The following is a 14,273-nucleotide window of genomic DNA, read 5'->3' as shown; positions in this document are numbered from 1 at the left end:
CCTCATTCGCTCTTTTTTTCTCAAAAAAGAGCCTTGGTAGGTACATGACCTAAAAGAGATAACGGATCTACCGTTTGCGTCTACTGGGGTGGTAACCCTATTTTCAACGCAGCAGCTCAGAAGTGCTTAACCGTGGGAGAAATCGCCGATTCGCAGCAAGCATCGGCTCTCTGGGGATTTCTCGATCACAGCGTTTCTTCGTCAACGCCGTTGTTTTATAAGGTGTTTCGTAAGATTTGTACTTACGATATCACGTCAAAATAACACCGTCAAGAAGAAAAACAAGAAAAAATGAACATTATTTATTTTAAAACGGTTATCGTTCGTGAATAATACTCAATTCAATGAGGGAAACTCCTTGTAAACGACCAAAACACGAACATTAAGATATTGACATCACAAAAAATGGAAAAAACGCACTTTAATGTTCGGTTTTTGCGGTTGTCTTTTTCTTACCGAAAAATCTCAAAAGAAAGAACAGGAAGTTGTCGATCATTCGTTCAGTGGAGGAGAGGAGAGCATAATGAAAAACCTCTTACATACCGAAGTACGTAAGAGGTCTCTTCCATTAGTAGATGGAATACTATTCCACTTTAATAGAGTCGGTCGGGCATCCTTCAGCAGCATCACGAACATCGTCATGCAGGATATCCGGGATTTCAACGCTGTTAGCATTGTCATCCAACTTGTTGAACGCAAGGCCCTCATCGTCGTAATCAAAGACGTCAGGAGCCGTGGCGCCACAAGCACCGCAAGCAATACAAGTATCTTTATCTACCCATGTAGTCATCGTGGTTTCACCTCCCATACCGAAGTGGTACGTCCACTATCATAGATCATTGTATGCTCTTGGTGACAAGATTTCAAGATTGAATCAGTCTAAAAATGTACGACTACTTATAAAGAGGGATTTCAGGTGCCTTCAACACGGAGTAGAGCTGTGTATTCAAGCGTTTAAAATCTCCCGCAGATACTGCATCTGTCGCGTTCAAAATCTTCACGGCAGCGGCTAAATCCTTGATTCCCAGTGCTTGAACTTCGTTAGATGCGATGAGCAAATCAAGTCTCGCCGTCAGGTCCTCAGGATTATAGCTGCTCCATTGATTGCTTGCTGACATGGCCATAGCTGCGAGATAGGTGCGGTAATGGAACGGATACTGCTTCCACTGTGCGGTATTAACGGCTCCAGGTACATCCTTCGGCATGGCTTGCTTCACTACATAAGCCGATTCCCAAGACGCGATGGAGTGATACACCATTTCCTGTGCGGTTAGCCAGTTATTTTGGAAAAGCGTCAGGCTAGCTCCAATGAAAGCAGGCGTAGCTTTATTTTGATCGGAACGAATCTGCTCCATACTATCCAAATACGCCCGTACACTGTTTGTAAAAGTGGCGTGAGCTTGTCTCAGCATGGGTGATGTCGGCAAGGGAACGTTTTTCTCCAGCTCTTTTTTTGTCTGTTCAGCTAATTTGCTGAGCTGCTTCAAGCCATCGGTCCGTTCACTTTCGCTCATTTGATTCCATTTATCCATCGTATCAAAATGTGCTTGCTTCAGATCAAGCAGCGGTGCATAAACGGCATAGTAAAATCGGATAAAGTCCTGTTCGTTGTACAGCTTTTGCTCACGCAGCAGTTTTTCTTTTTCGGCTTCCTTTTTCTCGGCTGCGAGTACGGCGGCTTGTTCCGACTCCAATTGCGTCTTCATATAATGGGCCCCGAAAAAAAATCCACCAACTGTGCATGCAAGTGTTATGATGATCATGTACGCCATCATAAATTCAGTTCTTTTCAATCGTTTTGTCATACAATCCTCCAAATCCAATGATGCAGTTTACTTCGCTTACTTTGAGCTTTGAAAAATATAGAATGATGTAAGGAGTACCAATGAACAGTCGGAACAGTGAGGCAGAGGAGCAGGACCTTTTATGTGCGGTCGCCTTGAATGCCATGTTACCTCTGGCCAATGAACGAACGCTGCAGTCAGCCTACTACATACTGCGTGGCAGAAAAGCCAATCAGACACTGCAAGATGTGCATTTGTATACCCTTTATCCGTATTATCGGATGTTTTCTCGTTTTCCAAGAGAGGATTGGGAGAAAATAGTCTCAACTTTATTTCAGTCAGGCTGGATTTTACCTGTGGAGGCAGTTGGAACGAACTCGAAGCCGACATTTCGCTTTTCTGATACAGGATTGCAGCATGCCAAACATACGTACCAAAAATATCGTTTCGATGTATGGTTTGCACCTTTTACCCAGTCCGATTTGGCGGAGCGAATCGAACCATTTTGGAGTAGGCTTCATCTTATGGTGCAGACAATCTCGCAAATGCATCATGGTGATCTCGGTTTCATTCCGGTCGTTTCGGACAAGACCGCACAGCGTTGGGTAAAAAACCAATTGGCTGATCGGGTAATGCGAAATGCTTGGAAACAGCAATTGTCTGACGAGCTATATCGACTGTGGGAGCCTTTGGATAAAGGTGTGCAGGAGCTTTTGTTTTGTCAACTGTCCGGAGCAGGACAAGTCGGCAAGACCATGGGGCAAGTAGCAGAGATTCGCCAAACGAGTCGTAGCTATCTCATGCTGCAATTTCGATACGGACTTGCCGCGTCGATTCAGACGCTGCTTGCAGAGAGCAATCATTATCCTCTTTTATCAAAACTGGTTACAGAATCCCACAAGCTTGATCCACGTCTCACTGAAAGTGCTGCTCGAACGTACGCACTGCTTCAGACTGGCTGTGACAAAAAAGAAATAGCAAAGAAACGACAAATGAAAGAAAGTACAATAGAAGATCATTTGGTAGAGATTGCCCTGCGTTGTCCCGAATGGGATATGACAACGTATTTGCCGAATGAGCTGGCAAAAGAGATCGTGGAGACGAGTGAGCGTCTCGATACAAGCAGACTCCGGCTCATCAAGGATCAATTGGAAGCAACAGTAACCTATTTGCAAATCCGATTGGCACTGGCACGAGCGACAAGGGGGGCAAAATGAATAAACAGCTCTTAAACGATAGATTAAAGCTGCATTTTGGATACGACTCATTTCGCCCCGGTCAAGAGTCCATTATTGAACGTCTATTGCATGGACGAAGTGTTCTCGGGCTATTAGCAACCGGTGGCGGGAAATCAGTGACGTATCAGCTACCAGCCATGCTTTTGCCGGGTCTGACCGTCGTGGTTTCCCCGTTGATCTCCTTGATGGTCGATCAGGTGCAACAGCTTCGAGCACGTAAAAAAATTCCAGCCACCTATTTGAACAGCATGCAGGATCCGACAGAGTCCCGCGAAATCTTAAAAGGGCTCTCAGAAGGAGCGTACAAGCTGTTGTATATTTCTCCGGAAAAGCTTCAACAGCCCTATGTTCAGCAGGTGTTAAAGCGGGCGAGGGTGTCTCTAATCGCCATTGATGAAGCACATTGCATCTCGCAATGGGGACATGACTTTCGCACAGATTACTTGCGATTGCCACAAGTCGTGAAACAATTGGGAGCACCTCCTGTTCTGGCTGTGACGGCAACCGCGACGGCGACTGTTCGGGAAGAAATTTGCAGCTTGTTTTCCATTGAAAAAGAAGACGTCGTGTTGCAATCCCTTAATCGGGCGAATATCGCCTATGATCTGGTTGAAGTTGCGGAGGAAACTGACAGGCGTTCATATGTATTTGATCAGATAGATCGTTTGCAGGGCCCTGGGATCGTTTACTGCAGCACGCGACAAGCGGTGGATGTGTTGGCAGCCTCTTATCAACTCGATGGAAAAAAACGCGTGCACGGTTACCACGGGGGGATGAACAGCATGGAGAGAATGCTGATCCAATCCCAATTTCTCGCGGGCGAGCTGGATGTTATTATTGCAACCAATGCGTTTGGTATGGGAATCGACAAGTCAGATATTCGCTACGTCATCCATTACCAACTGCCAGCCAGTTTGGAGGCATACGCACAAGAAATCGGACGGATCGGCCGTGACGGCAAGCCTGGGTATGCGCTGCTTTTATTTTCGTGGGATGATTGGCAGATTCATCAGCACATGCTGGAGAAGGAGTACCCGACACAAGCGCAAATTCAAAAATACGAGCAGCTGTGCAGTACTGGAGTCCCCTTGACGAACGAGGCCTTGGCGATGATGGATATATCCGAAGAAATGGGCGCACTTCTTGCCTTTTATGCGGAAAAAGTGCTAGCCTCATACGAAGCTGCCGCTGCGGGGGAGTCGTATCCGAAGGCTCAAATCATTTGGCAGGAAATAGAAAAGAGGAAAAGCTTTAAACAAAAAAAGCTGGCAGAAATGGTGTCTTACGTAAGAGGAGAAAACTGTTTGCGTGCGAGCATCAATACGTATTTCAAAGAAAATGATCATCAATTTGATCTGTACTGCTGTAAGAAATGCGGTCTAACTACGGATGTGTATTACCAAACGAATGACAATGCAATTGCAAAGAATGAACAAATCAAATGGAATTTGCGGCAGGCGTTAGACACTCTTTTGCCGAACAAATAGAAGGAGAGAAACTTCGAGTGAGGGAAGATCGGCTAGAGGTGGATGAAGCCACTCTTCGGCTGAATCTATGGTTGACACAAGGAATCGTGATGGGAGTGGCTGCTGCCGGTAGCTTATTGGTGCTGGGCTGGGATGCTACTCTGTCCTTGTTTACTCTGCCAGGCTGGAATGCCGTCCTGTGGGCTGTGTTTGTAGCCGCATGTATTATCATCGCGAGTATGATGATGGATCGTTACTTGCCTAAGCGATGGCAGGATGATGGTAGTATCAATGAAAAAGTTTTTGGTGCCATGTTACCATCCACCACGATTCTCGTCTGTATGGTAGTAGGGGTGGGGGAGGAATGGCTATTCCGGGGAGTCATTCAATCGCTTACCGGGAATTTTTGGAGCAGTCTTATTTTTACACTGATCCACGTACGTTATTTGAAAAAACCACTCATGATCATAAGTGTATTTGGTACAAGCTGGATCTTGGGACTTTTGTTTTCCCACTATCAGTCCCTTTGGCCCTCGATTGTGGCTCATATCCTTATTGACGTCATGTTAGCCTTTTATTTACAAAAAACGATCAAGAAAAAGGGGGAGGAAGAGTGAATCTCGAGCATAATCCATTACCACCCCGACGCTCCCGTCATACTCGCCCTAAAGCGTCGTTCTCGTTTAAAAAGTGGATTCAACCGGGATTATACTTGTTTGGATTCGTCTTTTTCGGGTTGATTGGTCTTGAGTTGTACCGGGCCAATGTCCCACACGAGATAGCAGCTTCTGGTAGTGTTGAAGTAAAAGATGTTAGTAAAGCAACTACCACATTACAAGGAAGCAAGGCAGGAGAAAAGGAGCCGGTATCCGTCGTTCTTGATGCTACGCCTGATCCCAATGCAAGTGTGACCAACCCACCTGCCAAAGCGAAAACGACCGAATCAAAACCAGTTGATAAACCAGTTGAGCCTGTAGTAAAGGCTACCACAGGCATACAGAAACCTGCTGTGAGCCCAGTCAAACCCCAAACTCCGCCTGTTACATCTGTAAGCAAGGCAAAACAGATCACGAGTACTTCTACTAGCAAAGTAGCTACACCGGGAAAACAAGCTTCAACACCTCCTACAACAAAATCGAAGGTCGTCAAGCATGTGGTGAAGAAGGGGGAAACGTTGTTTTTGCTGTCACGAAAGTACTATGGAAATAATTCGAACGTAGTACGAATCGCAAGATATAACGGACTTCATTCCCAAGCAGGGCTCGTCGAAGGAAAAGTTGTTTTGGTTCCCCTCGTTCAGTAATGAGATCGTGCTCCACTGGCAATGCTATCGGGAAAAGGATAAGCAGGTGGATGCAAGTGGAGTATGATACGGTCATTGTCGGAGGCGGGATTGCAGGGCTTCAAACCGCCATTCAACTTGCAAGATGCCTTCGACGCGTTGCAGTTATTGACATGCCAGGTGGTCGATCAACAATCGCCAAAGCCTACCGAAACATTCTCGGGTTTTCGGAGGGGGTTAGTGGCGATTTTTTGCGTCAAGCGGGCAGGCAGCAGGCACAAAAATACGGTGCAAACTTGATAACAGATGAGGTAATCAAGCTTTCTACTGACCCAAGCGGCTTATTTTCGATAGGTACGAAAGGAAGCATACATACGTTTACTTCGCGAACGCTGGTTTTGGCAACCGGCATTCGTGATCCGTTCCCAGCGATCCCTGGTTTCTCGGATTGTGTAGGGATATCGATTTTCTTATGTCCTGACTGTGACGGCTATGAAACAGTGGAGAAAGACACGGCAATCATAGGAGTGGGCCAACACGCTGTTTCGATGGCAGACGAACTTATTTATTATACAAACAGGTTAACAGTCATTAACCATGCAGAAGTGCAGGTGGATTCACAGGCTGTCTCTGGAATGAGCCAGCGAGGGATTAAGTATCGGGAGGAAAAAGTATATGCCCTTCATCATACGGCGGGGCAATTGCAAGAAATCGAGCTTTCTTCAGGTGAACGGTTGTCTGTAGAAAGAGCATTTCTTGCCTTTCCTGGTGCGCATGCATTGACAGAGCTTTTACGTGGTTTTTCCGTGCAAATTCATGAAAAGGGTCACATCCATACGAATCCGCGAACAAAAGAAACGGATCATCCCAACATCTGGGCTGTTGGCGATATCAATGAGCATTCTCAACAAGTGTCAGTTGCCATGGGAGATGGAACGCAGGCGGCTATTTGGATTCAAAAACGGCTGCGTGAATATGAGACGTAGAAAAACGCCTGATTCTGGGCGTTTTTTTATGTACAAACCTGCATGAACGAGAAGGAACCCGAACTAGCAGAGCCAAATATAAATACAGAAGAAGAAAAATGAGGGGAAAACTTTTCCTGGGAAAGCGCAGGAAATGACAGGCAACAACAAAGTTTCTTTTTCTGTGAGTGGATTCGACATCGATAGGCGAATGCTGCGTAGGTGTCATGGTAGCTTTGTTCCAGTAACTAAATGTGATATGATAGGACTACCCCTTATTTTCCAGTCCATCAAAAAATGGATGAATGCCAACAGGTATTCGCCGGAGAATGTGGAGAACTCTTACAGGCTTACCATCATATTTTGTAGTACGACTGGATGGCGAGGAGGGACAGTCATGCGTGTTGAACGCCTTGGTCAAGATAAAATACGAATCTTTTTAACTTTTGACGACCTCTCAGAGCGCGGGATAGAAAAAGAAGACATGTGGCGTGACATTCCTAAAGTTCATGAACTGTTCAACGACATGATGGAACAGGCTTATCACGAATTAGGGTTTGAGGTATCAGGGCCTGTTGCAGTTGAAGTGTTCGCCTTGCCAGCTCAGGGAATGGTCGTAATTGTTACGCGTGGCAAGACGGGCTCAAAGGACGGAAAAGAGGAAGAATTCGAAGACGAGGATGTATACGAGCTAGAGGTTACATTGGAAGAAAGCGATTTGATCATGTATGCCTTCCGGGACTTTGAGCATATGGTTGAAGCTGCCCATCGCATTAACGCCCTTTTGACCAATGGCGGAGCTGCCTACTTCTACCAGGGGAAATATCATCTGGTGCTGGAGGAAGTCGATTTGGATCAGGAGCGTTATCACAAGCTAATTGCGATCCTCTCTGAGTACGGAGAAGCGACGCCGATAACGATTTATGTGTTGGAAGAATACGGGAAAGTGATCGTTGCCGACGATGCTGTAAAAGAAATATGCAGGCATTTCACGTAATCGAAAACGAAATGTCTGGGAATATAAAACAGCACCTAGTCAACCAACTAGGTGCTGTTGCTGTCTGTTCAGATTATGCTAGGCCTTCAAAAAAATCAGCCTCTTTACCTTGAATGGTGTAGTTCGGAAGGCTGTGCCAAGCCAAGATGTAATGATTGTTTGACGGAACAGAATGGTGCTCGCCCTTTGTTACACCTGGGAAAACGCGCTCTACTGAAAGGTGCTGTGTTTTGTGTGCCCGCAAGGCATCTGCTACTTTCTGCCTATATTCAGGTGCGTGAATGATCGTCGTAATGCTCTCGATTGGATCCGTAAAGGGAGGCTTTATGGTACCAAATCCTTCCTCGGATGAGCGAGTCGCATAATAAAGCTTTCTCACACTCGTATCTGGGTCCAAAGAAAGGACAGCCTGGGTGGTAGCATGACTAATCGCCAAATGGTCAGGATGTCCGGAAATGCCATGTGGTGCAAACGTGACGACGATTTCCGGTTGAATCTGGTGAATAGCGTGGTGGATACGAGTAACGAGCTCATCTACGGGCACTGTGTTTAGGAACTTATCCTGATATTCCCAGACGTCTACCTGATCCAACCCAAGTATGGCACAAGCATCGCGAAGCTCATGCTCGCGAAAGCGGGGGAGTTCTTCCGGAGTGCATAACGGTGGTTCGCCAGCTTTTCCTGCTTGCCCTTTTGTTGCACACAATAGATGAGTGCTGGCCTTTTTGGTCTCACTATATTTGGAAATGGAAATCCCACAAGCAAACGTTTCGTCATCGGGATGGGCAAAAATAAACAAAACAGACTTTTTTTTCATAAAAACACCTCCATGAATAAACTTCCACATTACTTTTTCCATTATGGCATAAATTCACTAATCCTGTAATGAAAGAAACAAGTTTGGGGACAATACAAGCATGGCTGGAAGTGCATTTGAAGCTGTTTGTACAAAATGCAGTCTGTAAAAGCGATTTCAAAACAGATGGTAAATAATTGAATGATTATGCAAAACAAGGCACGAAAACGTTTTCGAAATGGAAAAAAAACATTTTTAAGCTTCTCATAAATGATACAAGCGTGTATACTAAAGGCGGCATTGACCGAAAACATTTTTGAGGTGGTAAGTAATGGGTAATCAAGACGTGGTAACCGAAAGCACCGAAGGGAAAGAAAAGCAAGAATCATTGAACTTGCTCCATTCAACTCAAACGGTGATCAAGGAAGCACTGGAGAAACTAGGTTACCAAGAATCGATGTTTGAACTCTTGAAGGAACCGCTACGCGTTTTGACTGTACGTATTCCGGTTCGCATGGATAATGGCGAAGTAAAGGTGTTTACGGGCTACCGTGCACAGCACAACGATGCAGTAGGTCCGACCAAGGGGGGCATTCGTTTCCACCCGGAAGTTACTGAGGATGAAGTTAAAGCACTTTCTATCTGGATGAGCCTCAAAGCAGGTATCGTCGATCTGCCTTATGGCGGTGGTAAAGGCGGTATCATTTGCGACCCGCGTGAAATGTCCTTCCGCGAATTGGAAAGACTGAGCCGCGGTTACGTTCGCGCAATCAGCCAGCTTGTGGGCCCTACTAAAGATATTCCGGCTCCGGACGTCTTTACGAACTCACAGATCATGGCATGGATGATGGACGAATATAGCCGTATCCGTGAATTTGACTCGCCTGGTTTCATTACGGGTAAACCAATTGCGCTGGGTGGTTCCCATGGCCGCGAAACAGCTACTGCAAAAGGTGTAACCATTTGCATCCGTGAAGCAGCGAAACGTCGCAACATCGACGTAAAAGGTGCGCGCGTAGTTGTACAAGGCTTTGGTAACGCTGGTAGTTACTTGGCAAAATTCATGCATGATGCAGGTGCTAAAGTTGTAGGTATCTCTGATGCTTACGGCGCACTGCATGATCCAAACGGTTTGGATATCGACTACTTGTTGGATCGTCGTGATTCCTTTGGTACAGTTACAAAACTGTTCAACAACACGATCACCAACAAAGAGCTTCTTGAACTGGAATGCGACATTTTGGTTCCAGCAGCGATCGAAAACCAAATCACAGCTGCAAACGCTCACAATATCAAGGCGTCCATCGTTGTAGAAGCGGCAAATGGTCCAACTACTCTCGAAGCGACCAAGATTTTGACTGAGCGTGGAATTCTTCTGGTTCCAGACGTACTGGCAAGTGCCGGTGGTGTAACTGTTTCCTACTTCGAGTGGGTACAAAACAACCAAGGCTACTACTGGTCTGAAGAAGAAGTAGAAGAGAAGTTGGAAAAAGTAATGGTTCGTTCGTTTGAAAATGTTTACAACATGTCGCAAACTCGTCGTATTGATATGCGTCTGTCTGCTTACATGGTTGGTGCCCGCAAAATGGCAGAAGCTTCTCGCTTCCGCGGTTGGGTATAATTTTTCAAACAACCCTCCATATATTGAGAAAACATGGCTCCGCCGTTATGGCGGGGCCTTTTTTATTGAGGACGTTTAATGTAGCTGTAGTGTAGAGAAGAATATTTCCAGTCTAGGCTCAGTGCTCCGTCCCTCGGGGAAGCATGGACTGCACGCTCCGAAGTGATTAGCGGGGAAACGCAAAAGTGGTAGCCGCTACGTCGCGTGGGCACGGTTGCGTTTCTTTTGCCCGCTAATCCCTTCTCCGCTCGGTAGGACTCCACAAGTCGCTACGTCTGGAAATATTCTTCTCTGTCGTTACTGATCACATTCTTCAATCTTTTAAGGATTTTAAAACACGGTGACTAATGAAAGCTGGTAGAGGAAACAGGAGAAATAAGCGAAGATCTTAGGGACACCGACCGAGACGGAATGCAAAAAGCGAAACACGCCCTTAAGCGGCCACCTCTGAGACACATCCTGAGAGGACCACTTTGGCCGCGGTTTCGCTTTTTGCATGGAGGCGGGCAGTCAATCTCACAGGGGGTGGCCCTAGAAGCTGAGCGTTTTCTCCTGTTTCCTCCCCACCACAACAGCATCGCACAATTCATTATCAGTAAACGAAAAACCTCCTGATAAGCCAGGAGGTTCAGACTGAAGAGAAACCCCCTTTTGGGGATTTCTTTTTGGTATTGTTCCAGCACGAAGTGCTGAAAAAAGGATAGCCTTCACCTAACTTGCTTTCGCTAGGTGTAGTGCTATCCTTTTAATGTTTTGTACTGTTGCTGTCATCAATACCTGCTCTTGGACATTTTCACGTCCGCGTAACCTACAATAGCGAAGCCCATGCAGTTCTTTAGCATCTGCAAAGCTTCGCTCTATGGTTTGGTATCTTAATCTATATAAATATTTCCCCGATTTACTTAAACGGTTCTGTCGAACCCATTCCTTACTCTCTTCCCAAACGTGCCTACTTATCACCTTTTGGTGATTTTTAGATCGGGTACACTCAGAAAGCCTTGGACAAGTTTTACATATTTCTTTATTGGACTTATACATCCTGTATCCGTTTCGATCGGTAGTCGAATAAGTAAGCGTATGTTTTTGAGGACATGTGTACACATCGCACTCCAGATCATATTTAAAGCGCCATTTAGCAAAAAGACCTTTAACAGGTGTAAAGGCACGATGACCGATGACAGCAAATACATTTATATCGTGAAGTGCCTTGCAGATTGGAGTAGTTAAATAACCAGCATCTAATGCAATAGCTTCAATTGTATCCTTAAACCCAAACTTCTCGATTTGGAGATTCAGCCTATCTATGTAAGGAACGGAATCATGGACATTGCCAGCAGTGACATGGACATCGGTAATAATATTGTACTTATGATCGACAGTCCGGTGATCGAGATAGAAAAAGCCTTCGGGCTTGCTGTCTCGAACCATGTAGCCACTTTCCGGATCAGTGGTACTCACCTTGATTTCCTTTTCTTCCTTCACACCCTCTCTAGGCTTCAATCCTTTTTTCCATGTACCTCACGGTCTTCATTAATTGCTACCTCTAAATCTTTGAGATAGGCACGACTCGATTTCTCGATGACATGCTTCTTAAATTTTCGTTTATTCGCATTTGCTTTAAGATGCGTGGAATCACTTATCAATACACGTCCAGCGACCATTCGATGCTGAATCGCCAAGCGCACAATTTCATCAAAAATCTCCTGAAAAACATTTGTATTTTTAAAACGGGTTCGACGATTCCAACTGATTGTTGTGTGATCTGGAACTCGATCTGTTAAAGAAAGGCCAAGAAACCAACGATAGGCGATGTTAGTCTGGATTTCTTTTTCGAGCTGCCTCTCTGAGCGGATACCGTAAAGGTATCCAATGAAAATCATTTTAAATAAAACAATAGGATCAATCGAAGGTCTACCGTTATCCTCGCAATAATATTGACGTACTTTTTCTCGGATGAAGGAGAAATCTATATGTTTCTGGATGACCCTTAATAAATGGTCCTCTGGGACCAATTCATCAAGGCACACAAATTCGTAATGCATTTGCGGATTTTTATCATTCGAGGTAAGCACAATTATCACCTACTATAAAATGTAATTATAAGAATTATAACAAATTAACGCGGTGTCGCCTTAAAATTAAGTAAAATAAAAATGGCTGTCGACTTTCTCGACAGCCTGAACCTCCTGATAAGCCAGGAGGTTTTTGTCATTGTATTAGTGGTCGAACAACTGCTGTAGCTCTTTGAAAGTCCGTGTTTTTTGCAGCGTTACAATTAATTTGAGACGAGCCTTTTGCCCGTTCAAGCCATTGGAGAAGATGATGCCCATTTCTTTTAGTTTGCGGCCTCCACCTTCATAGTCATAGATATCCTGCACCTGGCCATTGTAGCAGCGCGAGACGAGCACGATTGGTACGCCTTTGTCCAGTAGTTGTTGCAGGGTAGGGATGATAGCGGGTGGAAGATTTCCTAATCCGAAGGCCTCTACGACGAGTCCATCAATGTGCTGCTCCAATAAAAATTGCAGCCAAGCGGGCTCCATGCCAGCAACTGCTTTGATCAGCGGCACATTCGCATCAGCATGGGTAATGGCATAATGCTCGCGATCCAATGGAGCATGGTGGTATTGCACACTTTTTTTCGCAATGGTTCCAATCGGTCCGTATTGTGGTGACTGGAAGGTAGCGACATTGCTCGTGTGTGTTTTGGTTACGTGACGTGCTGCGTGAATTTCGTCATTAAAAACAACGATAACGCCTTTGTTCAAACTGTAGGAGTCTGCGGCTGCACGAACAGAAGAAATGAGATTGACGGGACCGTCAGCACCGAGCTCATTACTGCTTCGCATGGCGCCAGTCACGACAATCGGGACGTTAACCGACAAAGTCAGATCCAGGAAGTATGCAGTCTCTTCCAACGTATCAGTCCCATGGGTAATGACAATGCCATCATAGTGATTTTGTTGAAAGGCCTCTTCAATATCGAGTCGCAGCTGATTCATGATCGCAGGAGTCATATGAGGGCTAGGTAGGTTCAGTACATTTTTCATGGTGACATCCGCGTGTTTTTCTAAAAAAGGAAGGATTTTGTTGACAGCTTGATCATCCAAGGGCTTTACGCCTTCTGAGTCATCGACAGACATGGCAATCGTACCACCTGTGTTCACTACCAAAATTTTTTTTGACATGATCTCTCTCCTGTAGCGGGTTTTCATCAACCAGTATTCATGGTACGATGAATGATAGTCTTGTGTAAAGGAGTAATAAAAGATGATTGCTTTGATCGGCGCGGCAGTTGCCCCCGGTATCGCCATCTTAAGTTACTTTTACCTGCGTGACAGTCTCGAACCGGAGCCGATTTCGATGGTGATCCGGTCGTTTATCTTTGGGATGCTGCTGGTCGTACCGATTATGGTGCTCCAGTACATCATGCAGAATGAATGGAACTGGCGGGATGGCATTGTCGCGGAAGTTTTCCAATCCGCTGTCGTGGAAGAATTTTTTAAATGGATGGTCATCTATTTTACGGTTTATAAACATTTGGAATTTGATGAGCCATACGATGGAATTGTTTATGCGGTTGCGGTGTCACTTGGTTTTGCTACGTTGGAGAATTTGTTCTATCTCATTATCAACGGGACGAATATCGCCATTTGGCGTGCCTTTCTGCCGGTATCCAGCCATGCGTTGTTTGCAGTGTGGATGGGCTATTATCTCGGACGGGCCAAGTTTTCCAGGGACACCAAACATGAGCGGCTTTTTTTATGGATGTCGATTACCTTGCCGATCGGCTTGCATGCCCTGTATAACTTGATTTTTTTGGCCGTGCAAAACTGGTTGATAGTGATTGTGCCATTCATGCTCGTTTTGTGGTGGCAGGGCTTAAAAAAGGTACAAAGAGCACACGATTTCGGTTCTAAAATTCTCTCTTCACGTCCACAATAGACGGTAAGGAGGAGACGTGCGTGTTAAAAACCGAACGAGCAAAAGTGACAATTCAATGCAATGTATGTGGCGAAAAGTTTACACTGCGTGGCCATCGTGAACCTGGAGGGCAAATAGAAACAGGGTTCAAGCAGTGCCTGTGTGATAACGACAAGCATTTTCGGATTGACGAGTCCTGA

14 protein-coding genes and 1 other annotated feature (1 of these 15 cut by a window edge) are annotated in these 14,273 nt (G+C 45.4%); of the genes, 9 read left to right on the top strand and 5 right to left on the bottom strand.

The window, feature by feature from the left end; translation table 11 throughout:
• Window positions 1–214, bottom strand: a binding site (T-box leader); it reaches 34 nt to the left of the window's first position.
• A gap of 369 nt (window positions 215–583) precedes the next feature.
• Together E8L90_RS10670 and E8L90_RS10665 are read right to left on the bottom strand one after the other, a co-directional pair.
• The gene (locus tag E8L90_RS10670) at window positions 584–790 is read right to left on the bottom strand and encodes a ferredoxin (RefSeq protein WP_007724004.1); all 207 of its coding nucleotides are present in this window, start codon (window positions 788–790) and stop codon (window positions 584–586) included.
• Window positions 791–893: 103 nt separating this feature from the next.
• Window positions 894–1,805 (bottom strand): hypothetical protein, encoded by a 912-nt coding sequence (locus E8L90_RS10665; protein ID WP_137029368.1) that lies wholly within the window; start codon window positions 1,803–1,805, stop codon window positions 894–896.
• An 80-nt stretch (window positions 1,806–1,885) separates the two neighbouring features.
• Between E8L90_RS10665 and E8L90_RS10660 the strand changes: the two genes are divergently transcribed.
• The 6 genes from E8L90_RS10660 to E8L90_RS10635 all read left to right on the top strand — a co-directional run bounded on the left by E8L90_RS10660 (window position 1,886) and on the right by E8L90_RS10635 (window position 7,732).
• Window positions 1,886–3,001 carry a YpbB family protein gene (locus tag E8L90_RS10660; protein ID WP_137029367.1) on the top strand — a complete coding sequence of 372 codons (1,116 nt, stop codon included), beginning with the start codon at window positions 1,886–1,888 and terminating at the stop codon, window positions 2,999–3,001.
• Complete coding sequence (locus E8L90_RS10655) at window positions 2,998–4,509, top strand: RecQ family ATP-dependent DNA helicase (protein WP_137029366.1); 1,512 nt, start codon at window positions 2,998–3,000, stop codon at window positions 4,507–4,509. The genes E8L90_RS10660 and E8L90_RS10655 overlap by 4 nt, the downstream gene beginning before the upstream one ends.
• A gap of 17 nt (window positions 4,510–4,526) precedes the next feature.
• A complete protein-coding gene (locus tag E8L90_RS10650) occupies window positions 4,527–5,105 on the top strand; it encodes a CPBP family intramembrane glutamic endopeptidase (RefSeq protein ID WP_137029365.1) in 579 nt (192 codons plus the stop codon).
• The gene (locus tag E8L90_RS10645) at window positions 5,102–5,791 is read left to right on the top strand and encodes a LysM peptidoglycan-binding domain-containing protein (RefSeq protein ID WP_137029364.1); all 690 of its coding nucleotides are present in this window, start codon (window positions 5,102–5,104) and stop codon (window positions 5,789–5,791) included. The genes E8L90_RS10650 and E8L90_RS10645 overlap by 4 nt, the downstream gene beginning before the upstream one ends.
• Before the next feature lie 50 nt (window positions 5,792–5,841).
• Entirely contained in the window at window positions 5,842–6,756 is a 915-nt protein-coding gene (locus E8L90_RS10640) for an NAD(P)/FAD-dependent oxidoreductase (protein ID WP_137029363.1), read from the top strand.
• 376 nt (window positions 6,757–7,132) lie between these two features.
• The gene (locus E8L90_RS10635; protein ID WP_007723994.1) at window positions 7,133–7,732 is read left to right on the top strand and encodes a genetic competence negative regulator; all 600 of its coding nucleotides are present in this window, start codon (window positions 7,133–7,135) and stop codon (window positions 7,730–7,732) included.
• A 73-nt stretch (window positions 7,733–7,805) separates the two neighbouring features.
• On the opposite strand, the gene E8L90_RS10630 is transcribed toward E8L90_RS10635, so the two are convergent.
• Window positions 7,806–8,549, bottom strand: coding sequence for a PIG-L deacetylase family protein (locus tag E8L90_RS10630; RefSeq protein ID WP_137029362.1), 744 nt, complete (start codon window positions 8,547–8,549; stop codon window positions 7,806–7,808).
• Window positions 8,550–8,859: 310 nt separating this feature from the next.
• Here E8L90_RS10630 and E8L90_RS10625 point away from each other — a divergent pair, with 310 nt between their 5' ends.
• The gene (locus E8L90_RS10625; protein ID WP_137029361.1) at window positions 8,860–10,149 is read left to right on the top strand and encodes a Glu/Leu/Phe/Val family dehydrogenase; all 1,290 of its coding nucleotides are present in this window, start codon (window positions 8,860–8,862) and stop codon (window positions 10,147–10,149) included.
• Between the two features lie 711 nt (window positions 10,150–10,860).
• Here the strand turns inward: E8L90_RS10625 and E8L90_RS10615 are convergent.
• Window positions 10,861–12,191 (bottom strand): IS1182 family transposase gene (locus tag E8L90_RS10615; RefSeq protein ID WP_162309130.1). Its coding sequence is split into 2 segments (ribosomal slippage): window positions 10,861–11,651 and window positions 11,651–12,191, totalling 1,332 coding nucleotides; the frame shifts between segments, so codons are not numbered across the junction.
• Between the two features lie 174 nt (window positions 12,192–12,365).
• On the bottom strand, window positions 12,366–13,337 hold the full coding sequence (locus E8L90_RS10610; protein WP_137029359.1) for an asparaginase: 972 nt from the start codon (window positions 13,335–13,337) through the stop codon (window positions 12,366–12,368).
• Between the two features lie 82 nt (window positions 13,338–13,419).
• Between E8L90_RS10610 and prsW the strand changes: the two genes are divergently transcribed.
• Window positions 13,420–14,094, top strand: coding sequence for a glutamic-type intramembrane protease PrsW (prsW, locus tag E8L90_RS10605; RefSeq protein ID WP_137029358.1), 675 nt, complete (start codon window positions 13,420–13,422; stop codon window positions 14,092–14,094).
• Between the two features lie 20 nt (window positions 14,095–14,114).
• Complete coding sequence (locus E8L90_RS30265; RefSeq protein ID WP_007716480.1) at window positions 14,115–14,273, top strand: hypothetical protein; 159 nt, start codon at window positions 14,115–14,117, stop codon at window positions 14,271–14,273.

The organism is Brevibacillus antibioticus (assembly GCF_005217615.1).
GTDB lineage: Bacteria > Bacillota > Bacilli > Brevibacillales > Brevibacillaceae > Brevibacillus > Brevibacillus antibioticus.
Note: the sequence above shows the minus strand (reverse complement) of the source record. Positions and strands in the feature narration are given on the sequence as shown.